This is a genomic window from Streptomyces sp. NPDC058683 (genome assembly GCF_042716195.1).
Classification (GTDB): Bacteria; Actinomycetota; Actinomycetes; order Streptomycetales; family Streptomycetaceae; genus Streptomyces.
Window position 1 is genome coordinate 210,940 of sequence record NZ_JBHXSK010000004.1, and the last position, 20,860, is coordinate 231,799.

At 73.1% G+C, this 20,860-nt stretch carries 17 protein-coding genes and 1 pseudogene; 3 read left to right on the top strand and 15 right to left on the bottom strand.

The annotated features are described in order from the left end of the window. Window positions 1-105: 105 nt before the first annotated feature. Genes ACFWXC_RS06390 through pdhA form a run of 3 tightly spaced genes read right to left on the bottom strand, consistent with a single transcriptional unit; the run spans window position 106 to window position 3,580 of the window. Window positions 106-1,434 (bottom strand): dihydrolipoamide acetyltransferase family protein, encoded by a 1,329-nt coding sequence (locus ACFWXC_RS06390; protein ID WP_384473958.1) that lies wholly within the window; start codon window positions 1,432-1,434, stop codon window positions 106-108. After that, window positions 1,434-2,438 (bottom strand): alpha-ketoacid dehydrogenase subunit beta, encoded by a 1,005-nt coding sequence (locus ACFWXC_RS06395; protein WP_384473962.1) that lies wholly within the window; start codon window positions 2,436-2,438, stop codon window positions 1,434-1,436. Before ACFWXC_RS06395 ends, ACFWXC_RS06390 begins: the two co-directional genes overlap by 1 nt. Next, a complete protein-coding gene (gene pdhA, locus ACFWXC_RS06400; RefSeq protein WP_384473966.1) occupies window positions 2,435-3,580 on the bottom strand; it encodes a pyruvate dehydrogenase (acetyl-transferring) E1 component subunit alpha in 1,146 nt (381 codons plus the stop codon). Before pdhA ends, ACFWXC_RS06395 begins: the two co-directional genes overlap by 4 nt. A 175-nt stretch (window positions 3,581-3,755) precedes the next feature. Between pdhA and ACFWXC_RS06405 the strand changes: the two genes are divergently transcribed. Beyond that, the gene (locus tag ACFWXC_RS06405; RefSeq protein WP_382529295.1) at window positions 3,756-4,256 is read left to right on the top strand and encodes an Lrp/AsnC family transcriptional regulator; all 501 of its coding nucleotides are present in this window, start codon (window positions 3,756-3,758) and stop codon (window positions 4,254-4,256) included. Between the two features lie 16 nt (window positions 4,257-4,272). On the opposite strand, the gene ACFWXC_RS06410 is transcribed toward ACFWXC_RS06405, so the two are convergent. Next, window positions 4,273-4,860: a TetR/AcrR family transcriptional regulator gene (locus ACFWXC_RS06410; protein WP_384473969.1), complete on the bottom strand. Its 588-nt coding sequence runs from the start codon at window positions 4,858-4,860 to the stop codon at window positions 4,273-4,275. Further along, the gene (locus ACFWXC_RS06415; protein WP_384473972.1) at window positions 4,857-6,371 is read right to left on the bottom strand and encodes a 3-hydroxyacyl-CoA dehydrogenase; all 1,515 of its coding nucleotides are present in this window, start codon (window positions 6,369-6,371) and stop codon (window positions 4,857-4,859) included. Before ACFWXC_RS06415 ends, ACFWXC_RS06410 begins: the two co-directional genes overlap by 4 nt. Before the next feature lie 148 nt (window positions 6,372-6,519). Between ACFWXC_RS06415 and paaN the strand changes: the two genes are divergently transcribed. Beyond that, window positions 6,520-8,211, top strand: a complete 1,692-nt coding sequence (gene paaN / locus ACFWXC_RS06420; RefSeq protein ID WP_384473975.1) for a phenylacetic acid degradation protein PaaN — start codon at window positions 6,520-6,522, stop codon at window positions 8,209-8,211. A 158-nt stretch (window positions 8,212-8,369) separates the two neighbouring features. On the opposite strand, the pseudogene ACFWXC_RS06425 reads toward paaN, so the two are convergent. From ACFWXC_RS06425 to pepN, 4 genes and pseudogenes are all read right to left on the bottom strand, one after another. After that, window positions 8,370-9,116 (bottom strand): annotated as a pseudogene (locus tag ACFWXC_RS06425) (TrmH family RNA methyltransferase); the annotation flags it as partial. Next, window positions 9,113-10,312, bottom strand: coding sequence for an HTTM domain-containing protein (locus ACFWXC_RS06430; protein ID WP_384473978.1), 1,200 nt, complete (start codon window positions 10,310-10,312; stop codon window positions 9,113-9,115). The pseudogene ACFWXC_RS06425 and the gene ACFWXC_RS06430, both read right to left, overlap by 4 nt. Continuing rightward, complete coding sequence (locus tag ACFWXC_RS06435; protein WP_384473981.1) at window positions 10,309-11,094, bottom strand: DUF5819 family protein; 786 nt, start codon at window positions 11,092-11,094, stop codon at window positions 10,309-10,311. The genes ACFWXC_RS06430 and ACFWXC_RS06435 overlap by 4 nt, the downstream gene beginning before the upstream one ends. 380 nt (window positions 11,095-11,474) lie before the next feature. After that, a complete protein-coding gene (gene pepN / locus ACFWXC_RS06440) occupies window positions 11,475-13,910 on the bottom strand; it encodes an aminopeptidase N (protein ID WP_384473983.1) in 2,436 nt (811 codons plus the stop codon). A 159-nt stretch (window positions 13,911-14,069) separates the two neighbouring features. Here pepN and ACFWXC_RS06445 point away from each other — a divergent pair, with 159 nt between their 5' ends. After that, entirely contained in the window at window positions 14,070-15,203 is a 1,134-nt protein-coding gene (locus ACFWXC_RS06445) for an acyl-CoA dehydrogenase family protein (protein ID WP_384473986.1), read from the top strand. 37 nt (window positions 15,204-15,240) lie between these two features. Here ACFWXC_RS06445 and ACFWXC_RS06450 read toward each other — a convergent pair whose 3' ends face one another. From ACFWXC_RS06450 to ACFWXC_RS06475, 6 genes are all read right to left on the bottom strand, one after another. Further along, the gene (locus tag ACFWXC_RS06450) at window positions 15,241-15,570 is read right to left on the bottom strand and encodes a rhodanese-like domain-containing protein (RefSeq protein ID WP_351738617.1); all 330 of its coding nucleotides are present in this window, start codon (window positions 15,568-15,570) and stop codon (window positions 15,241-15,243) included. 39 nt (window positions 15,571-15,609) lie between these two features. Next, window positions 15,610-16,422 (bottom strand): hypothetical protein, encoded by an 813-nt coding sequence (locus ACFWXC_RS06455; RefSeq protein WP_384473989.1) that lies wholly within the window; start codon window positions 16,420-16,422, stop codon window positions 15,610-15,612. Between the two features lie 9 nt (window positions 16,423-16,431). Next, window positions 16,432-16,992: a hypothetical protein gene (locus tag ACFWXC_RS06460; protein WP_384473992.1), complete on the bottom strand. Its 561-nt coding sequence runs from the start codon at window positions 16,990-16,992 to the stop codon at window positions 16,432-16,434. Window positions 16,993-17,021: 29 nt separating this feature from the next. Then, a complete protein-coding gene (locus ACFWXC_RS06465) occupies window positions 17,022-18,485 on the bottom strand; it encodes a DUF2252 domain-containing protein (RefSeq protein ID WP_384473995.1) in 1,464 nt (487 codons plus the stop codon). Window positions 18,486-18,788: 303 nt separating this feature from the next. Beyond that, on the bottom strand, window positions 18,789-19,448 hold the full coding sequence (locus ACFWXC_RS06470; protein WP_384473998.1) for a response regulator: 660 nt from the start codon (window positions 19,446-19,448) through the stop codon (window positions 18,789-18,791). Then, window positions 19,421-20,683, bottom strand: a complete 1,263-nt coding sequence (locus tag ACFWXC_RS06475; RefSeq protein WP_384474185.1) for a sensor histidine kinase — start codon at window positions 20,681-20,683, stop codon at window positions 19,421-19,423. The genes ACFWXC_RS06470 and ACFWXC_RS06475 overlap by 28 nt, the downstream gene beginning before the upstream one ends. Window positions 20,684-20,860 lie beyond the last annotated feature (177 nt).

The window sequence follows — 20,860 nt, forward strand, 5'->3', positions numbered from 1 at the left end:
GGCCGTGGGTACGTGCGCGAGTGCAGCTGGTTTGTGGCCGGTCGCGCCCACGCGGCGGAGCCGCATATTGATGCAGCCCCGCGCCCCTGAAGGGGCGCGCCGCGGTCAGAGTGTCCTGAGCAGTACCGCCGGGTTTTCGACGCAGTCGGCCACGTAACGGAGGAACCCTCCCGCCGTGCCGCCGTCGCAGACCCGGTGGTCGAAGGTGAGGGACAGCTGGACGACCTGGCGGACCGCCAGCTCGCCCTCGTGCACCCACGGCTTCGGGACGATGCGGCCCACGCCCAGCATCGCCGCCTCGGGGTGGTTGATGATCGGCGTGGAGCCGTCGACGCCGAAGACGCCGTAGTTGTTCAACGTGAAGGTGCCGCCGGTGAGTTCGCCCGGGGTGAGCCTTCCGGCGTGGGCCGCCTCGGTCAGCCGGGCGAACTCCGCCGTCAGGGCCTCGGCGTCGCGGGTGTGGGCGTCCCGGACGACGGGGACCACCAGGCCCCGGTCGGTCTGGGCGGCGAAGCCCAGGTGGACGTGGTCGAGTCGGACGATCTCGCGGGCCTCGACGTCGACGTAGGAGTTCAGCTCGGGATAGCGGGCCAGCGCGGCCGTGCTGATCCGGGCGAGGAGCGCGAGCAGGGAGATCTTCGGGCCCGCCGCCGCGTTCATCGCGGTCCGTGCGCGCATCAGCTCGGTCGCGTCCGCGTCCACCCAGCAGGTCGCGTCCGGGATCTCCCGGCGGCTGCGGGACAGCTTGTCGGCGACCGCGCCCCGGATGCCCTTGAGGGGCGTGCGGGTGCCGGTCCGGGCGTTCGCCGGGCCGGCCGAGGCGTCCAGCGGGCCGACCGGGGTCTTGGTGGCGGCGCGGGCCGCGCTGACCCGCAGGGCGTCCTCGACGTCGGCGCGCAGGATCAGGCCGTCGGGGCCCGAGCCGGACAGCGCGCGCAGGTCCAGGCCGTTGTCCCGGGCGAGCCGGCGGACCAGCGGGGAGATCACCGGGACCGGGCCCTCGGGGAGCGGGGACGGTGCCGGCACGCGCGCGGGGACCGCCGTCTCGACGGCGGCGGCCCTGCCGGCCGTGCCGTTGGCCTGCTCCGGTGCGGTGGGCCGGGCCCGGCGGCGGCGCGCCGGGGGTGCCCCGGTGCCGTAGCCCACCAGGACGTTGCCGGAGCCCTCCGCCTCGGGGACCGGGGCGGCCTCGCCGACGGCGACCGTCAGCAGCGGGGCGCCGACGGGCAGTTCGGCGCCCTCCTCGCCGAAGCGGGCGGTGACCACACCGCCGTAGGGGCAGGGGACCTCGACCATCGCCTTGGCCGTCTCGACCTCGACGACCGGCTGGTCGATCGCGACGACCTCGCCGACCTGGACCAGCCAGTTGACGATCACCGCCTCGGTCAGCCCCTCCCCGAGGTCGGGCAGTTTGAACTCCAGCACCTGTGCCATCAGCCCTCGGCCTCCCACTGCAGACGCGCCACCGCGTCCAGGATGCGGTCGACGCCGGGCAGGTGGTGGCGCTCCAGCATCGGCGGCGGGTAGGGGATGTCGAACCCGGCCACGCGCAGCACCGGCGCCTCCAGGTGGTGGAAGCAGCGCTCCGTGACCCGGGCCGCGATCTCCCCTCCCGGTCCGCCGAACCCGCCCGACTCGTGTACGACGACCGCGCGCCCGGTGCGCCGTACCGAGGCGCAGACCGTCTCGTCGTCGAACGGCACCAGGGAGCGCAGGTCGACGACTTCGAGGTCCCAGCCCTCCGCGTGGGCGGCCTCGGCGGCTTCGAGGCAGACCGGTACGGACGGGCCGTAGGTGATGAGCGTGGCACTGCGCCCTGTGCGGCGCACCACCGCGCGGCCGATGGGTTCAACGTCCGTCGGCTGCTCGGGGTTCCAGGTGTCCTTGGACCAGTACAGGCGCTTGGGTTCGAGGAAGACGACCGGGTCGTCGGAGGCGATGGCGGCGCGCAGCAGGCCGTAGGCGTCGGCGACCGTGGCCGGGGTGACGACGTGCAGGCCTGGGGTGGCCATGTAGTAGGCCTCGGAGGAGTCGCTGTGGTGCTCGACGCCGCCGATGCCGCCGCCGTAGGGGATGCGGACGGTGATCGGGAGGGGCATCCGGCCGCGGGTGCGGTTGCGCATCCGGGCGACATGGCTGATCAGCTGCTCGAACCCGGGGTAGGCGAAGGCGTCGAACTGCATCTCCACGACCGGGCGCAGCCCGTACATGGCCATGCCGACGGCGGTGCCGAGGATGCCGGCCTCGGCGAGCGGGGTGTCGGTGCAGCGGTCTTCGCCGAACTCCTTGGCGAGGCCGTCGGTGACCCGGAAGACCCCGCCGAGGGTGCCGACGTCCTCGCCCATGACGTGCACGGCGGGGTCGGCGGCCATCGCGTCGCGCAGCGCGCGCGTGAGGGCCTGCGCCATGGTGGCGGGCTTGACGGCGACGGTCGTCATCGGTCGCCGCCTTCCTGGTCGGCCTGCTCGGCCTCCAGCTCGGCCCGCAGCATGGCGCGCTGCTCGCGCAGCTGGGTGGTGGTCTCGGCGTACACCTGGTCGAAGAGGGCCATGGGGTCGAGCTCCGGGTCGCGGTTCATGCGCTCGCGCAGGTCGGCGGCCATGGTCTCGGCACCTTCGCGCGCGTGCCGGGTGAAGTCCTCGTCGAGCAGTCCGCGGTCGGTCAGCTCGCGTTCCAGCAGGAGGATCGGGTCGTGGTCACGCCAGGCGTCCACCTCGGCGTCGCCGCGGTAGCGGGTGGCGTCGTCGGCGTTGGTGTGGGCGTCGATGCGGTAGGTCACCGCCTCGACCAGGGTGGGGCCGCCGCCCTCGCGCGCGTGCCGCACGGCGTCGGAGAGGACCTGGTGCACGGCGGCCGCGTCGTTGCCGTCGACCAGGCGGCCCGGCATGCCGTATCCGACGGCCTTGTGGGCCAGGGAGGGGGCGGCGGTCTGCTTGGCGAGCGGGACGGAGATGGCGAAGCCGTTGTTCTGGACCAGGAAGACGACCGGGGCCTGCCAGACGGCGGCGAAGTTCAGCGCCTCGTGGAAGTCGCCCTCGCTGGTTCCGCCGTCGCCGACCATGGCGAGCGCGACCACGTCGTCGCCCTTGAGGCGGGCCGCGTGGGCGAGGCCGACGGCGTGCGGGAGCTGGGTGGCGAGCGGGGTGGAGAGGGGGGCCACGCGGTGGGCGTAGGGGTCGTAGCCGGTGTGCCAGTCGCCGCGCAGCAGGGTGAGCGCCTCCACGGGGTCCACGCCCCGGGCGACGACCGCGAGGGTGTCGCGGTAGCTGGGGAAGAGCCAGTCGCGCTCTTCCAGGGCCAGCGCGGCGGCGACCTCGCAGGCCTCCTGGCCGGTGCTGGACGGGTAGACGGCGAGGCGGCCCTGTTTGGTGAGGGCGGTGGCCTGTGTGTTGTACCGGCGGCCGTGCACCAGCTGGGTGTAGAGCCGGCGCAGCAGCTCCGGGTCGGCCTTGGCGGCCGCCTCGGTCCCGAGGACGCGGTAGGGCCGCTCGTCGGGCAGCAGGGGCGCGGGGTCCGTCCGGGGTTGCCAGGCGGGCGGCGGCGACGGGCGGTAAGCGCCTCGCTGCTCCAGGACCGTCATGACGGCACCTCCTCGTGGGGGTGGCTACGGGAGACGGGTCGGCTGTGACTCGTCCCACCTACCGATTGTTCGGTCGTCAGCACATTTTGGCTACAGGCGGCTCCAGGCTGTGGACAAACGGTTCTCCACAGCCTGGAATGAACGCATTACGTCCATGGTAGGAAGGCAGGGGGACATGCCACCTGAACAAATGGCCGAGGGCCCGCAGGACCGCGCCGCGCTGCCGCCCGCGCGCCCGCTGGACGCCATTGATCAGGACATCCTGCAGATCCTCCAGGCGGACGGCCGGGCCTCGATACGGTCGGTCGCCGAACGTGTCCATGTCTCGCGTGCCAACGCCTACGCGCGTATCAACCGTCTGATCGAGGACGGGGTGATACGCGGTTTCGGCGCCCGGGTGGACCATGAGCGGGCCGGGCACGGCACCTCCGCCTACATCACGCTGAAGATCGTCCAGAACAGCTGGCGCACGGTGCGCGAGGAGTTGCGGCAGCTGCCCGGCGCCGACCACATCGCCCTGGTGGGCGGCGACTTCGACGTCCTGCTCCTGGTGCACACGCCCGACAACAGGGCGCTGCGCGAGCTGGTGCTGACCCGGCTCCAGGCGATCCCGGAGGTGCTCAGCACCCGCACCCTGCTGGTGTTCGAGGAGGAGGACCTGGGACCGGGCGGCTGACGCCGGACGGCCGGCGTCAGGCCGAGCGGAGCCCCGAGAACACCAGGCGCGCCACCGCGTCGGAGACCTCGCGCTCGGTCCCGCCGCGCCCGTCCGGGCGGTACCACTCCACGATCGAGTTGACCATGCCGAAGACCAGCCGGGTCGCGAGGCGCACCTCGATGTCACCGCGGACGTCCCCGTCGGCGGCGGCCGCCTTCAGCAGGTCGGCCACCCGGTGGTCGAAGTCCCGGCGCCGCTCCAGCGCCCATCGCTCAGTGCCGGTGTTGCCCCGCACCCGCAGCAGCAGCGTCACGTACGGCAGTTCGGCGATCAGCACCTCGACCATGCGGCGCACGACGTGCTCCAGGCGGTCGGCGGCGCGCCCCACGCGCGCGTGCTCCTCGTCGAGGATCCCGAACAGGCCGTCCAGGGCGCGGCTGACGGCCCGGCGCAGCAGCTCCTCCTTGCCGGAGACGTGGTGGTAGATCGACGACTTGGAGATGCCGGCCGCCTTGGAGAGGTGCTCCATGGAGGTGCCGTCGTAGCCGCGCTCGTTGAAGACCTGGACGGCCACCGAGAGCAGGGTCTCGGGGGTGTAGGTGTCGCGCTTGGCGGTGGTCATGAGGCGCCCTCCCGCTTCTCGGTGGCGTACGCGTGGCGGTAGAGCGCGAGGGAGGGCGCGTAGCGACCGCTCGGGTCGCGCAGATGGAGGTCGTCGAGGAGGTCGTAGGCGAAGTCGCGGCCCAGGCGGCGGCTCCACTCGAAGGGGCCGAGGGGGTAGTTGACGCCCAGGCGCATCGCGGTGTCGATGTCCTCCTCGGTGGCGACGCCCTTGGCGACGGCGTCGTGCGCGAGGTCGACGATCCGGGCGACCGTACGGGCGACGATCATGCCGGGGACGTCACCGATGACGCTGACCTGCTTGCCGAGCGCCTGGAAGAGACCGATGGCCTCGCCGAGCGTCTGGGGCAGGGTGTCGTGTCCGGCGGACAGGGCGATACGGGTGGCGCGGCGGTAGTCGAGCGCCAGGTCGAAGTAGACGACGTCGCGGAACTCCACCGAGGTCTGGCCGTCGGCGAGGACCAGCTGGCCGCCGCTGGGCAGTACCAGGCGGGTGCCGTGGTCCTCGTCCTCGTCGCGGACCTGGATGCCCGCCTCGCGGATCATCGCGAGCAGCTCGGCCGCCTGGCCCAGGTTGCCCTCGGCGACGACGTAGGCGGGCCGGTCGGCCGGCTCGGCGGTGTGCGGCTCGGGGCGCTCGGCGTCGTCCGCGTAGTCGAACCAGCCGTGCCCGGTCTTGCGGCCGAGGTGGCCGGACTCGACGAGCCGGCGCTGCGCCAGGGAGGGCGTGAAGCGCACATCCTGGAAGAAGGCCTGCCACACGGAGTGCGTGACGGACTCGTTGACGTCCTGGCCGATCAGGTCGGTCAGTTCGAAGGCGCCCATCCGGAAGCCACCGCTCTCGCGCAGCACCGCGTCGATGGTGGCCGGGTCGGCGGCCTGCGCCTCGTAGACCGCGAACGCCTCGGCGTAGAAGGGCCGCGCGATGCGGTTGACGATGAAGCCGGGGGTGTCCGCGCAGGCGACCGGTGTCTTGCCCCAGGCGCGGGCCGTCTCGTACGCGCGCGTGGCCGACGTGACGTCGGTGGCGAACCCGGAGACGACCTCGACCAGCGGCAGCAGCGGGGCCGGGTTGAAGAAGTGCAGGCCCACCAGGCGGGCGGCGCTGCGCAGGGAGCCGCCGATGGCGGTCACCGACAGGGAGGAGGTGTTGGTGGCCAGCAGACAGTCGCCGTCGACGATGTCCTCCAGAGCCCGGAACAGCTCCTGCTTGGCCTCCAGAGACTCCTGGACCGCTTCCACGACCAGGGTGCAGTCCGCGAACTCGGTGAGCTCCCCGGCGGGCAGCAGCCGGGCGCGGGCCGCGTCCCGGTCGGCGGCCGTCATCCGGTCCTTCTCGACCAGCCGGTCGAGACGGGCGCCGATCGCCGCGGCAGCGTCCCCGGCCCGTCCGGGGACGGCGTCGTAGAGCCGTACGGGATGGCCCGCGACGAGGGCGACCTGGGCGATGCCCTGGCCCATGGTGCCGGCGCCGGCGACCCCCACGGGGCTGCTGAGGTCGAGTGCTGTCATGTGCGCGATCCTCCCGCACGGGGTTTTCCACAGATGCGGCAGGCCCCCTTGTCCCGACCGATCGTTCGGTTACTCTAACTCTGTCCGGCCGTTTCCGCCCAGGTCATGAGCTCGAAGCGGAGCTCATCAGACGAGGAGTTGGTCCCGCATGACCGCCGAACTCACCGTGCACGAGCTGATCGCCAAGCACCGGCCCACGCTTGACCAGGCGCTGGAGGCGATCCGCACGCGCGCGTACTGGTCCCCCCACCCCGAGCACCCCAAGGCCTACGGCGAGCACGGCAGCCTGGACGCCGCAGCCGGCAAGGCCGCCTTCGACGCCCTTCTCGGCGGCCGCATCGACCTCGGCCAGCCCGGCACCGACGACTGGCTGGGCGGCGAGGTCTCCCCGTACGGCATCGAACTGGGCGTGACCTACCCACACGCCGACGTCGACACACTGCTGCCCGCCATGAAGGCCGGCCAGCGCGCGTGGCGCGACGCGGGCGCGGAGGCGCGCGCGGTGGTGTGTGTGGAGATCCTCAAGCGGATCAGCGACCGGACGCACGAGTTCGCGCACGCGGTCATGCACACCAGCGGCCAGGCGTTCATGATGGCGTTCCAGGCGGGCGGCCCGCACGCGCAGGATCGCGGTCTGGAGGCGGTGGCGTACGCGTACGCGGAGCAGGTCCGCACCCCCGGCACGGCCGAGTGGTCCAAGCCGCAGGGCAAGCGCGACCCGCTCGCGCTGACGAAGACGTTCAAGCCGGTCCCGCGCGGGATCGCACTGGTCGTCGGCTGCAACACGTTCCCGACGTGGAACGGCTACCCGGGTCTGTTCGCCTCCCTGGCCACGGGCAACGCGGTACTGGTGAAGCCGCACCCGCGCGCGGTGCTCCCGCTCGCCCTGACCGTGCAGGTCGCCCGGCAGGTGCTCGCCGAAGCCGGCTTCGACCCGAACCTGGTGGCACTGACGGCGGAGCGCCCCGGCGAGGGCATCGCGAAGACGCTCGCCACCCGCCCCGAGATCAAGATCATCGACTACACGGGCTCGACCGCGTTCGGCGACTGGCTGGAGACCAACGCCCGGCAGGCGCAGGTCTACACGGAGAAGGCCGGCGTCAACACGGTGCTGGTGGAGTCCACCGACAACTACAAGGGGATGCTCTCCAACCTGGCGTTCTCGCTCTCCCTGTACAGCGGCCAGATGTGCACCACCCCGCAGAACCTGCTGATCCCCCGCGACGGCATCCGCACCGACGAAGGCCCTCGCACGTACGACGAGGTGGTCGCCGACATCGCCCGCGCGGTCGACGGTCTGCTCGGCGACGACGCCCGCGCGAACGCGCTGCTCGGCGCGATCGTCAACCCCGACGTCAAGGCCCGCCTGGAGGCCGCCGCCGGACTCGGCGAGGTCGCCCTGGCCTCCCGGGAGGTAGCCAACCCGGAGTTCCCGGACGCGGTCGTACGCACGCCGGTGATCGTGAAGCTGGACGGGGCCAAGCCCGACGACGAGGCCGCGTACATGAGCGAGTGCTTCGGGCCGGTCTCCTTCGCGGTCGCCGTCGACTCGGCCGCCGACGCGGTGGAGCTGCTGCGGCGGACGGTCCGGGAGAAGGGCGCGATGACGGTCGGCGCGTACACGGTCGACGCGGACGTGGAGGGCGCCGTGGAGGAGGTCTGCCTGGAGGAGGCGGCCCAGCTGTCGCTGAACCTGGTCGGCGGGGTGTACGTCAACCAGACGGCCGCGTTCTCCGACTTCCACGGCTCGGGCGGAAACCCCGCGGCGAACGCCGCGCTGTGCGACGGGGCGTTCGTGGCGAACCGGTTCCGGGTGATCGAGGTGCGGCGGGAGGCGTAGCCGTTCGGGGTGCCTGGTCACCGTGGGCAGCTGCGGGTCCGTAGTGGCCGGCCGCGCCCGCGCGGCGGTGGCCGCATGGCGAGTGCGGCGGTGGCCGCATGGCGAGTGCGGCGGTGGCCGCATGGCGAGTACAGCCCCGCGCCCCCGATGGGGCCCGCCGGCCCCGGGCCCGACCCACCCCACCACTGGGTAAACGGGCTAGCCAGGCGGTTAGAAACCACATAGCTGCTGACCTGCGGGCGCATCGGCAGGCGCAGGAGATGGTCGGCACGCGCGCGCAGGGCCGGCGAAAGACCCGTTCGTTCTGAGCCGAAGGCGAGGATCGCGTTGTCCGGGAGCTTCGTGTTCCGGATGTCCTCGCCCTCCGGGTCCAGCGCGTACACCGGGCCCGGTGGCAGCTCCGGCACCGTCAGCCGCTCGACCGCCGTCGCGAAGTGGAGGCCCGCGCCGCCTCGTACGACCGTCGGGTGCCAGGGGTCGAGCGTGCCGGTCGTGATCACTCCCGTCGCGCCGAAGCCCGCCGCCAGGCGGATCACCGCGCCCGCGTTGCCGAGGTTGCGGGGTTCGTCGAGGACCACGACGGGGGCGGAGCGCGGGTCGCGGGCCAGCTCGCGCAGGTTGGCCTCGCGGGACGGTCGTACGGCCAGGGCGGCCACGGCCGTGGGATGCGGGCGGGAGACCAGGGACGCGTACGTCTGCGGCGGCACCTCTGTCAGAAGGGCGGCCAGCGCCTCCCCTACGTCCGGTGCCAGCTCGTCCGCCAGGGCCAGCGCCGCCGCCCGGTCCGTGGTGACCGCCACCGGCACCTCCGCGCCGAAGCGCAGGGCGTGCTTGAGGGCGTGGAAGCCGTCGAGGAGGACGGCGGAGCCCGCCAGCCGCGCCCAGTGGTTCAGGGGGTCGGTCATGCCCCGAAGCCTACGCGGGGCTTGTCCTCCGTCTCCCGGGACGGAGAGGGAGGCAGTGCGGGGGCACCGCGCCGGAGGACACGGTCACGCGCGCGTGCCGCGCGGTCGCCGACCCCGAGCAGGAAGACCGTCGGCAGGAAGACCGAGTCCGCCGCGATCATGGCGAGCGAGAAGAAGGGCAGGCCGAGGACGACCGCGATCACCGCGTGCTCGGTCATCATCGCGGCCAGCAGCACGTTCTTGACCCGGCGGTTGAACAGCGTGAACGGGAAGGCGACCTGGACGATGACCGTCCCGTAGGTCACCAGCATCACCAGCGTGCCGTTGGCGGACAGCAGGTCGGCCAGGGCCGGCCAGGGCGAGAAGTAGTCCAGGTGGAGCGGGTAGTAGACGGCGGTGCCGTCCTGCCAGCGGGAGCCCTGGATCTTGTACCAGCCGGCGGTGGCGTAGATCAGGCAGGCCTCGGCCATGATCACGAACAGGGCGCCGTTGTGCAGGATGTTGGCGATGACGTCCAGCAGGATCCGTGGCTCGGAGGTGCGTGCCCGGCGGCCCGCCGCCCACCACAGGGCGGCGCCCGCCCAGGTCGCCCACATGAGGGCCGGTACCAGCCAGCCGCCGCCGGTGCGGCCGGTGAGGGCCGCCAGGACCAGCAGGAGACCGGACACCGCCCACAGCGCCGGTCCGGCCCGGTCGGTGACCGGCTGCTGCGCGGCACGCGCGCGTGCCGCCCGGCGCGCGTCCAGGGACCACACCTGACCGCAGCGTGTGAACACCAGGTAGAAGGACATCAGGTGCAGCACGTTGTCGCCGCCGTCGCCCATGAAGACGCTGCGGTTCTGCAGGGACAGCACGCCGACCATGAACAGCAGGGACATGGTGCGGGTGCGCCAGCCCACCAGCAGCAGGGCGCTGGAGAGGACGGCGAGGAAGTAGAAGACCTCGAAGAAGGCCCGGCCGTCGGAGGCCAGCAGCGCCGTGAACGCGTGGTTGTCCGAGGTCAGCTGCTGGGCGAGGCCGAAGCTCCAGGGGCCGTCGGGGCCGTAGAGCTCCTGGCGGTGCGGGTACTCGCGCAGCAGGAACAGCAGCCAGGTGGCGGCGAAGCCGATGCGTACGACGGCCGTCTGGTACGGGCCGAGCGCGGACTCGGTGACCCGGGCGATGGCACGGGACAGGCACAGGGCGAGGCGGCTCATCGCACACCTCCGTCGGCCTCGTCCGCCGTGACCGTCCACCAGGGCAGCACCCGGTAGACGGGGGTGTCGGAGACCTTCTCGCCGCTCCAGTCCGGTGGGGGCACGTTGGTGGTGCTGGAGCGCACCTGGACGCGCTCGATGGTGCCCTTCTCGCTGGTCGCGTCCCCCCGGTACATGCGCATCACGACGATCCGGCGCAGGTACTGCTCGGACAGGGAGCCGCGCAGGCCGATGGGGCGGTTGTCGGTGCCGTGCGTGGTGACGAAGAAGTCCCAGGCCCGGCGCAGTTCGTTCTGCACGGTGTGGCTCGGCAGCAGGCTGCCGTCGATGGCCCTGCCGTCCTGCGCGGACAGGTCGTTCCAGCCGGTGGTGGTCGTGGTGCCGTCCTGCATCCGCACGTCGGCGCGCACCTGCACGGCGATGTTCTGCTGGAGCGGGTTCGGCGCGAACAGCTTCCAGTTCTGCTCGAACTCCGGATACACCCACTCCTCGATCGCCTTGCCGTGCTGCTTCGTCACCGTGTTCGCCGGCGCGAGGCTCAGGAACACCATCCCGAGGTGCACACAGGCGGCGACCGCGACCAGGGCCAGCGCGAGGGCCGCGCCGACCTGGTAGCGCGGGGAGAGGGCGGCGACGCCGGTACGGGGGGCGGCGGGGGGCTTCTGGGTGCCGAGGGGCGGTTGCTCCGGAACGGCCGCCGCGAAAGGCCCCGGATCAGGACGCGTCCCGCTCGGACCCTCCGGCCCCTGCCGGGCGTCCGAGTCCCCGTCGTACGCGTCCATTACGCCCCGTTCCCCGATCCCGCCGTGTCGTCCCGTGTCGTCCGGACGGCCCATCCTGGACCGGCCGGTGTGCCGCTGCCCGGCACTCGCACGGAACGGTACTCAGCCCTGGCCGCCGAGCGCAGCCCCGGGGACCGGCCCGGAGGCGTGGCCATCGCCACTCCGGTCGGCCGCCGCCGCGGGCCCCGCAGCGCTCCGCCGGGGCCTTCGACCCAGGTCACAGCAGGTCGTACGGCGGACGAGGGCGGCCCGCGGAGTCTCGCTGGGCGAGTTGTCCACAGGCCGCGCCGAAGGTTTTCCACAGCGGTTGAACTCGCGGGCCCCGCCCTCGAAACTGTGGATCTGCCCCGGAACCGGGCGCAGCGGCTCTGGCAGGTGTATCAGGCGGTCACGGCCCGGGCGTGGAGCATACGGCGGACGGCGTCGGAGCGTTCCAGGAGCGTGTTGCGGACCACGGGGGCCGCGTCCTGGGCCACCTGCCGGGCTTTGTCGAGGTATGCGGAGTCGATGGCGTACGACGGGAAGAGCGCGGAGGTGTAGACCATCGCCGGGATCATTCCGCCCTGGTCCAGCTGGGGGATCGCGGCCAGATAGCGCTCGGCGTAGGGGGCGAGCAGGGCGTCCTGGCCGGGGCGCCAGAAGGCGTCCGCCACCGCCCTGACCGCCTGGACGGGCACCGTGCGGTCCACGACCAGCCGCTGCCAGACCTCCGCCTTGGCGGCCGGGTCGGGGGTGGCGGCCCGGACGGTGAGGAGACGGACCCGGGCGTCGGGGTCGGGGTCGCGTTCGAGCAGGGCGGCGGACGCGGCGGTGACGTCGCCGCCGAGTTCGGCCTCGCGGACGAGGGTGCGCCAGCGGAGGTCGATGTCGTCGCCGGCCTGGTCGCGGAGCCAGGCCAGGTCCTCGGCGCCGGTCGCGGTGCGGGCCAGGCCGCGCAGGGCGACCTGGCGGCGGCCCGGGTCGTCGGCGAGCCGCCGGCAGGCCTCGGCCGCGGCCTCCGTCAGGGCGGGGCGGTCGGCGTCGGGGGCCCAGAGTTCGGCGATGTTGGTGACGAGGGTCAGGAAGGGCTCGATCACGGCGTCGGACGTCTCGGCGGCGAGGACCGCGGTGAGGCACCGTCCGGCTTCGGCCGCCGTGGCCTCGCCGGCCGTGAGCATGTCCCAGACGGTGGCGGTGGCCGCGCCCCGGGAGATGGCCGTGGGCAGCTGGGCCGCCGTGCGGAAGAGGGTGTCCCGGGTGGCGGGGTCCGGGCGGGTGGTGGCGAAGGTGAGGTCGTCGTCGTTGATCAGGAGGAGGTCGGACGTGGTGGGAAGGCCGGTGACCGGGGTGCGGGGCTCGGTGACCTCGACGCGGACCAGGGCGGTGCGTTCGAGGGCGTCGCCGTCGCGGTCGTACGCGCCGACGGCCAGGACCTGCGGGCGCGGGGTGCCGTCGGCGACGAGGGTGACGGTGTCGCCGTCGTGCTCCAGGGTGAAGCGGTCGGTGCCGGCCGTCTCCAGCCAGGCCTTCCGCCAGCCGGCGAGGTCCCGGCCGCTCGCCTCGGCGAGGGCGTCGATCAGGTCCTGGAGGGTGGTGGTGCCCCAGGCATGGCGGGCGAAGTAGGCGGCCATCCCGGCGCGGAACCGGTCCTCGCCGACGTAGGTCATCAACTGCTGGAGGACGGAGGCGCCCTTGGGGTAGGTGATGTTGTCGAAGATCGACGCGGCCTCGGCGACGTCGTGGATGGGCTGGTGGATCGGGTGGGAGACCGGGCCCTGGTCGGAGAGGTAGGCCTTGAGCTTCTCGCCGGCGAGGTGGCTGGCCCAGGCGTCGGTGTAGCGGGTGGCGCCCTCCGCGGCCCAGTGGCAGGCGAACTCGGCGAAGGCCTCGTTCAGCCAGAGGTCGTCCCACCAGCGCATGGTGACGATGTTGCCGAACCACATGTGCGCCATCTCGTGCAGCAGCACGACCGCGAGCCGCTCGCGCTCGGCGGGCGTCGGCGTGGCCCGCCGCAGGAACATGTCCGACCAGGTCACGCAGCCGTAGTTCTCCATGGCGCCGCCGAACTCGGGCATGAACACCTGGTCGTACTTGCGCTGCGGGAACGGCATCGCGAAGGCCTCGGCGTAGAAGGCGAGGCCCTGGCGGGTGAGGGTGAAGATCTCGTCGGCGCCGCGTTCCAGTACCTCGGCGAGCGAGCGGCGGGCGAAGACGCCGAGGTCGTGGCCGTCGGCCTCGCGGCGGATCTCGTGGAAGGGGCCCGCGTTGACGACGGTGTTGTACACGGACAGCGGCGGGGTGTCCGGGAAGCTCCAGCGGCGGGCCGCGCCCTGCTCCTCGACACGCGGGCCGCCGGAGTTGCTGAGGACGGTCCAGGCGGCCGGGGCGGTGACGGTGAAGGCGTGCGGGGCCTTGAGGTCGGGCTGGTCGAAGCAGGCCCAGACGAAGCGGGCCTCGTCCGGTTCGAAGCTGGTCCAGAGGTAGACCTCGCCGTCGGCGGGGTCGACGGCCTTGTGGACGCCCGGGCTGACCGTGGTGTCGGCCTGGACGCTCTCCACGCGCAGCACGTTGTGCGCGGCCAGGCCGGGCAGCGGGATCCGGCCGTCGTCGGTGGGGGTGAGGGGGGTGCCGTTGAGGGTGGCGGAGCGGACCTCGGCCGCGCAGTCGACGAAGGACTCGGCGCCCGGCTCCGCGCAGGCGAAGGCCACCGTGGAGACGCACCGGATCTCCGGTCCGCCGGGCAGGGCGGTGAGGTCGATGTCCACGTCGTACCGCTCGACCGTGATCAGATCGGACCGGCGCTCGGCCTCGGTGCGGGTCAGGCTTCGGATCCCCATGTGTCCTCCCTCGTGTGCTCGTCCCCCGTCGGCGGGCAGCGGGCGTCAGCCTACGACGGAAGGAGCGGGTGATCGCAGAGGTTTTCGGTTCCCTTCTTCTAGAACCTGTTCTATCTTGACGGACCGTCAGATCAGCGGACCCGCCGGGAGGACAGCACCGTGGACTTCACCTTCACCGAGGAGCAGCTGGCGGCGGCCGAGGCGGCGCGCGGGGTGTTCGCCGGGGTGGCACCGGACGCGGTGCCGAGCCCCGCGCTGACCACCGGCGCCGTGGCCGAGCACTTCGACCGGGACCTGTGGGAGCGGCTGGCCGCCGCGGACCTGCTGAGTCTGCTGACGGCCGAGGAGTACGGCGGGGCGGGGCTGGACGCCATCGCGCTCTGCCTGGTGCTCCGGGAGTCGGCGAAGGTGCTGGCCCGGGTACCGCTGCTGGAGAACAGCGCGGCCATGGCGGCCGTCCAGACCTACGGGGACGCGGAGCTGAGGGGCCGGCTGCTGACGCGGGCGGGGCGCGGCGAGCTGGTGCTGACCGTCGCCGCGAGCGGGCGCACCGGGCACGACCCGGCCGAGCAGGCGGTGACCGCACGGCGAGAGGACGGGGCCTGGGTGCTGGACGGGGTGCAGACGGCGGTGCCGTGGGTGTACGACGCCGATCTCGTCGTCGTACCGGCGCATACCGACGGCGACCGGAGCGTGCTGGCACTGGTGGCGCCGTCCGGTGACGGGGTCACGCTCGCCGAGCAGGTGTCGACCAGCGGGGAACGGCTCGGGGAGCTGCGGCTGGAGTCGGCGCGGGTCGCGGAGCGGGATGTGGTGACCGCGGCGGGAGCCTGGGAGTGGCTGCGGGAGCTGCTGGCGACCGGGACGTGTGCGCTGGCGCTCGGGCTGGGTGAGCGGGTGTTGCGGATGACCAGCGAGTACACGGGGAAGCGGGAGCAGTTCGGGCATCCCGTCGCCACGTTCCAGGCGGTCGCCGTGCAGGCCGCCGACCGGTACATCGACCTGCGGGCCATGGAGGCGACGCTGTGGCAGGCGGCGTGGCGGATCGCCTCCGGGGCGGCCGGGGCGCTGCCGGCGGCCGGGGACGTGGCGGTGGCGAAGATCTGGGCGGCGGAGGGGGTGCGGCGGGTGGTGCAGACCGCGCAGCACCTGCACGGGGGCTTCGGCGCCGACACGGAGTATGTGCTGCACCGGTACCACGCCTGGGCGAAACAGCTCGAGCTGGCGCTCGGGTCCGCCGGGGCCCATGAGGAGGCGCTGGGGGATCTGCTGGCCGCGCACCCACTGGGATAGCGGGGGCGCCCCGGTGCGGGGCGCCGTCGGGTCCCCCTCAGATGACGAAACCCGGTTCGCCGGTGTCCGTCACTACCTCTCGTCCTGCCGCCTGCCACACCTGCATGCCGCCGTCCACGTTCACCGCGTCGATGCCCTGCTGGCCCAGGTACATCGTGACCTGGGCCGAGCGGCCGCCGGAGCGGCAGATGACGTGGACGCGGCCGTCCTGGGGAGCGGCCTCGGTGAACTCGCCGTAGCGGGCCACGAACTCGCTGATCGGGATGTGCAGGGCGCCCGCGGCGTGGCCCGCCTGCCACTCGTCGTCCTCGCGGACGTCCAGCAGGAAGTCGCCGTCCTTGAGGTCCGCGACCTCCACCGTGGGCACACGCGCTGCGAAGTTCATGGCTCCGACGCTACCCGACCGCTACTCCTGGGTGAGCAGCGCGGCCAGCTCCGTCTCCCGCTCGGCCACGTCCTTGTAGAGCCTCTCGGCGATCTCGTCGAGGAGGCTGTCCGGGTCCTCGGGGGCCAGCCGGAGCAGGCCGGCGATGGGGCCGTCCTCCAGTTCCTTGGCGACCAGGGTGAGCAGTTCCTTGCGCTCGGCCAGCCATTCGAGGCGGGCGTACAGCTCCTCGGCGCGGCTCGGCCTGCGCTCGGGCGGGACCGGGCCGGCCGCCCACTCCTCGGCCAGCTCCCGCAGCAGGGCCTCGTCGCCGCGGGCGTAGGCCGCGTTGACCCGGCTGAGGAACTCCTCGCGCCGCTCCTGCTCGGCCTCGTCCTGCACCAGGTCGGGATGGGCCTTGCGGGCCAGCTCGCGGTAGAGCCGGCGGGCCTCCTCGCTGGGCCGCACCCGCTGCGGGGGCCGTACCTCCTGCTCGGTGAGCATCGCGACGGCCTCCGGGAACAGGCCGTGGCCGTCCATCCAGCCGTGCAGCAGTTCCTCGACGCCGGGGATGGGCAGGACCCGGGCCCGGGCCTCCTCGGCGGCGCGGATGTCCTCGGGGTCGCCGGTGCGGGCCGCCTTGGCCTCGGCGATCCGCGCGTCCAGCTCCTCGAGGCGGAGATAGAGGGGGCCGAGCTTCTGCTCGTGCAGGCGCGAGAAGTTCTCGACCTCGACACGGAAGGTCTCGACCGCGATCTCGAACTCGATCAACGCCTGCTCGGCGGCCCGCACGGCCTGTTCCAGGCGTTCCTCGGGCCGCGGTGCCTCAGACTGCTCAGCTTCCGGGGTCGTCACCCGACCAGACTAGGGCCTGTCGTCCTCGGAGGTGGCCGCCACCCACTCGGCGACCAGATCTCTGCAGGCCACGACGAGGGTTCCGGGGCGGCAGACCAGCTCGTGGGTGCAGCCGTCGGGGTACGGGAGGATCTCGTCGAGGATCACCTCGCCGAGCGAGGTCAGGTCGCAGGCGCCCAGGACGTCCGTCTGGAAGCGGGAGACCCCCGAGTACCGGACGACCAGGTCCTCGTCGTGCTTGAAGCAGTTGTGACGGAAGCGGATCTCGATGTCGTCGGGGGCGGTGCGCCGCATCTCCAGCGGGCGCAGGTCCTTCACACAGCGGTGGCCGCTGAAGTCGTAGTGGTCCGGGTCGGTGGCGAAGGCGCGGGCGCCGGGCGGCAGCTCACCGGCGAACTCCGGGAGCCGCGCCAGATAGGGGCCGGGGTCGATACGCACCGACCCCACGCCCGCGCCGCCGGCGAACACCGGCCCCACACCGCCGGCATCGACGAACACCGGACCGGCGTCCTCGCCGTCGCCGAAGACCGGACCCTCGCTCTCGCCGTCCTCGATGACGACGTACTTCACCTCTGCACCTCAGGACCTGTCACCGGCGGTCACACCCCGAGTTCGGCCGCGATCCGGCCCGTGCGGACCGCGGCCACCAGTTCCTCGTGGTCCGCCTCCGTGCGGTCGGCGTAGGTCACCGCGAACGCGGCGATCGCCTCGTCCAGCTCCTCGTTCTTGCCGCAGTAGCCGGCGATCAGGCGCGGGTCGGCGCTGTGGGAGTGGGCGCGGGCCAGCAGGGCGCCGGTCATCCGGCCGTAGTCGTCGATCTGGTCGGGCGACAGGGCGGCCGGGTCGACGCTGCCCTTGCGGTTGCGGAACTGGCGGACCTGGAAGGGGCGGCCCGCCACCGTGGTCCAGCCGAGCAGGATGTCGCTGACCACCTGCATCCGCTTCTGCCCGAGGACCACCCGGCGTCCCTCGTGGTCGACGGCGGGCGCCTCGAAGCCGGCCGTCGCCAGGTGCGGGACGAGCGCGGACGGGCGGGCCTCCTTGACCTGGAGGATCAGCGACTCGCCGCGATGGTCCAGGAGCAGCACGACATACGACCGGGTGCCGACACTGCCGGTGCCCACGATCCGGAAGGCGACGTCGTGCGGGGCGTGCCGGGAGAGCAGCGGGTGGCGGTCCTCGGAGAGCGTGGTGACGTAGTGCTCCAGGGCCGCCACGACCGCTTCCGCCTCCTCGTCCGCGACCCGGCGCAGCACCGGCACGGCGTCGACGAAGCGGCGCCCGCCGTTCTCGGTGGGCTCGGTGGAGCGGGCCGCGAACCGGCCGCTGGTGTTGGCGCGGGCCTTCTCCGAGACCCGGCGCAGGGTGCCGAGCATGTCGTGGGCGTCGGAGTGGGAGACCAACTCCTCGTCCGCGATGGCGTTCCACGCGTCCAGCACCGGGAGCTTCGCCAGCAGGCGCATGGTGCGGCGGTAGGCACCGGCCGTGTCACCCGCCGCCTTGCGGCACGTGTCCTCGTCGGCACCCGCCTCCCGGCCGGCCAGCACCAGGGAGGCGGCGAGCCGCTTGAGGTCCCACTCCCAGGGGCCGAGCACCGTCTCGTCGAAGTCGTTCAGATCGATGACGAGGTCGCCGCGCGGGTCGCCGTACAGGCCGAAGTTGGCCGCGTGGGCGTCGCCGCAGATCTGGGTGGCGATCCTGGTCATCGGGGTGCGGGCCAGGTCGTGCGCCATCAGGCCGGCCGAGCCGCGCAGGAACGCGAACGGGCTCGCCGCCATTCTGCCGACCCTTATCGGGATCAGCTCCGGGATGCGGTCGCGGTTGGACTCCTCGACCGCGCTCACCGCGTCGGGCCGGGAGCCGTCCAGGTCCAGGGCGTCATGGCCGCGGCGCGGCACGGCCGAACGCAGCGCCTTGCCCTCCTCCTTGGGCGAGCCCTTCGCGGGCCACTGCGCAAAGCCCTTCGGCGAGGGCAACTTGCGCGCCCCGGCCGCCGGCAGCTCTTCCAGTCCGGTCACGTCGACCGCCTCCCCCGTACTCCGCACACGCACACGCACGAACATCAACTCGGTGAAACGGTACAGGTGGGGGCCGGAAACGCGTCAGCCCCTGTGGATAACTTCGGGGGGAGCGGACAGGAATCGGGGGGCGGCCGGCGTCGGGCGTCTGCGGGTGGTCGGGGGCCGGTCGCGCCCACGCGGCGGTAGCCGCATAGCGAACACAGCCCCGCGCCCCTCAGGTGGGATCACTGTCCCTACCTCCACGGGATCACTGGCCCTGCATCCAGGGGCGCGGGGAACTGCGCGAGCAACCACAACCCAGCCGCACCCGAAAGCACCCCCCGCACATCCCCGCGCCCACCCCCCTCAAGCCCGCAGGAAAGCCAGCACCGCCAGTACCCGCCGATGTGTCTCCTCCGCCGGTGGCAGGTCCAGCTTCGTCAGGATCCCGCCGATGTGCTTGCCCACCGCCGCCTCCGAGACCACCAGCTCCCGGGCGATCGCGCCGTTCGACTTCCCCTCCGCGACCAGCGCCAGCACCTCCCGCTCGCGCGGGGACAGCCGCTCCAGCGGATCCCGGCGCCGGCGCAGCAGTTGCCGTACCACCTCGGGGTCGACCACCGTCCCCCCGTCGGCCACCGCGCACAACGCCTCGACGAAGTCCGCCACCTGCCCCACCCGGTCCTTGAGCAGATAGCCGACGCCCGTACCGTCACCGGAGTCGAGAAGGTCGGCCGCGTAACTGCGCTGCACGTACTGGCTGAGCACCAGGACCGGCAGCGTCGGCCGGGCGGCACGCAGTCGCACCGCCGCGTGCAGGCCCTCGTCCTGGAAGCCCGGCGGCATCCGTACGTCCGTCACGACGACGTCCGGCGCATGCTCCGCCACCGCCGCGACCAGCGCCTCCGCGTCCCCCACGGCCGCGACCACCTCGTGCCCGCAGCGGCTCAGCAGCCCGACGATCCCCTCCCGCAGCAGCACGCTGTCCTCGGCCAGGACTACCCGCAGCGATCGGTCGGTTCGCACGGCAACTCCACACGCAGCAGGGTCGGTCCACCCGGCGGACTGGACATCGAGAGTGTGCCATCCAGCACCGACACCCGGTCCGCGAGTCCGGTGAGCCCGCTGCCCGCCGCGGCGTCCGCGCCGCCCCGGCCGTCGTCGCGCACCTCCAGGAACAGCCGCCCGTCCCGGTGCCCGCCGCGCACCCCGGCACGGCCCGCGCCACTGTGCCGGTCGACGTTGGCGAGCGCCTCGCGCACCACGAAGTAGGCGGCCGCCTCCACCGGTTGCGGCAGCCGCACGGGCAGCCGGAAGTCGACGTCCACGGGAACGGCCGTGCGGTCGGCCGCGTCGGCCACCGCCGCCGCCAGGCCGTGGTCGGCGAGCACCTGGGGATGGATGCCGTGGACGATCTCCCGCAGTTCGGCGAGCGCCTCGCCCGCCTCCCGCTGGGCCTTGGCCAGCTGCTCGGCGAACGGGCCCGGCGGGGCGTCCAGCAGGGCCAGGCCGAGGGTCATCGACAGGGCGACCAGGCGTTGCTGGGCGCCGTCGTGCAGATCGCGTTCGATACGCCGCCGCTCCGCCTCGAAGGCGTCTACCAACCGCGCCCGGGACCGCGCCAGTTCGACCATCCGCGACCCCAGCTCCGCCTCGCGCGGCGCGATCAGCAGCCGGGTCAGCCCGGCCCGGGCGCCGGCCGTGACGCCCAGCGCATAGCCGCCGAGAGCCAGCAGCGACAACCCCAGCACCGCCACCCCGAAGGCGGCCGGCCAGGTGCTGACCGTCCACGCCTTCAGCACCTTCGTCCCGCGCTCTTCGCCGGCCGTGGCCAGCAGCAGCGGGGCGGCGACCAGCGACAGCGGGCAGAGCAGGGCGAGGGTCACGGCGAGCGCGTCCAGGAGCCACAACAGGCCCGCGAACAGCAGCGCGTGGCCGAGTTCGCGCCAGGTCGCCCGCTCCCGCAGCCGGGTGGTCAGCCAGGCCCGCAGGCCGGTCGCGGAAGGCCGTACATGCGGGTCGTACGCCGGATGCCGGTCGACCAGCCGCAGCCGGTGCCGTTCGAGCCGGGCCACCGGAAGGCCCGCGAGCACCGTGAGGAGCAGCAGTGGCAGCCCGACGAGTACGACGGCGAGCGCGACGCCGGCCGTGACCGCGGTGACCAGTCCCACGAGGAGTACGGCACCGGTGACCGCACCGCTCAGCAGGTAGCCGACGGCACGCCAGGGCCAGCCGGAGACCAGGAAGCGGGGCCCGGCCATGGCCTGCCAGACGTTGCGGGGAGGGGGCTGCATGCCGGTCACCGTAGGCGGCGGGCCGCGGCCCCGGCCATCCGTCCAGCCACCGGGGTGGAGGTAGGCCTGGCCCTACCCCGGATCTCCGTCCTGCCGCACTGCGCAGCCCCGCCCCCGGACGGTTTCGTGGACCCACCACCCGGC

What these genes read in the sequence shown, in the direction of transcription:
- ACFWXC_RS06475 (WP_384474185.1), bottom strand. Translation starts at nt 20,683, where the DNA reads ATGGCCGGGCCCCGCTTCCTGGTCTCCGGCTGGCCCTGGCGTGCCGTC.
- ACFWXC_RS06465 (WP_384473995.1), bottom strand. Translation starts at nt 18,485, where the DNA reads ATGTTCGTGCGTGTGCGTGTGCGGAGTACGGGGGAGGCGGTCGACGTG.
- pdhA (WP_384473966.1), bottom strand. Translation starts at nt 3,580, where the DNA reads ATGACGGTCCTGGAGCAGCGAGGCGCTTACCGCCCGTCGCCGCCGCCC.
- paaN (WP_384473975.1), top strand. Translation starts at nt 6,520, where the DNA reads ATGACCGCCGAACTCACCGTGCACGAGCTGATCGCCAAGCACCGGCCC.
- ACFWXC_RS06415 (WP_384473972.1), bottom strand. Translation starts at nt 6,371, where the DNA reads ATGACAGCACTCGACCTCAGCAGCCCCGTGGGGGTCGCCGGCGCCGGC.
- ACFWXC_RS06430 (WP_384473978.1), bottom strand. Translation starts at nt 10,312, where the DNA reads ATGAGCCGCCTCGCCCTGTGCCTGTCCCGTGCCATCGCCCGGGTCACC.
- ACFWXC_RS06395 (WP_384473962.1), bottom strand. Translation starts at nt 2,438, where the DNA reads ATGACGACCGTCGCCGTCAAGCCCGCCACCATGGCGCAGGCCCTCACG.
- ACFWXC_RS06390 (WP_384473958.1), bottom strand. Translation starts at nt 1,434, where the DNA reads ATGGCACAGGTGCTGGAGTTCAAACTGCCCGACCTCGGGGAGGGGCTG.
- ACFWXC_RS06405 (WP_382529295.1), top strand. Translation starts at nt 3,756, where the DNA reads ATGCCACCTGAACAAATGGCCGAGGGCCCGCAGGACCGCGCCGCGCTG.
- ACFWXC_RS06410 (WP_384473969.1), bottom strand. Translation starts at nt 4,860, where the DNA reads ATGACCACCGCCAAGCGCGACACCTACACCCCCGAGACCCTGCTCTCG.
- pepN (WP_384473983.1), bottom strand. Translation starts at nt 13,910, where the DNA reads ATGGGGATCCGAAGCCTGACCCGCACCGAGGCCGAGCGCCGGTCCGAT.
- ACFWXC_RS06435 (WP_384473981.1), bottom strand. Translation starts at nt 11,094, where the DNA reads ATGGACGCGTACGACGGGGACTCGGACGCCCGGCAGGGGCCGGAGGGT.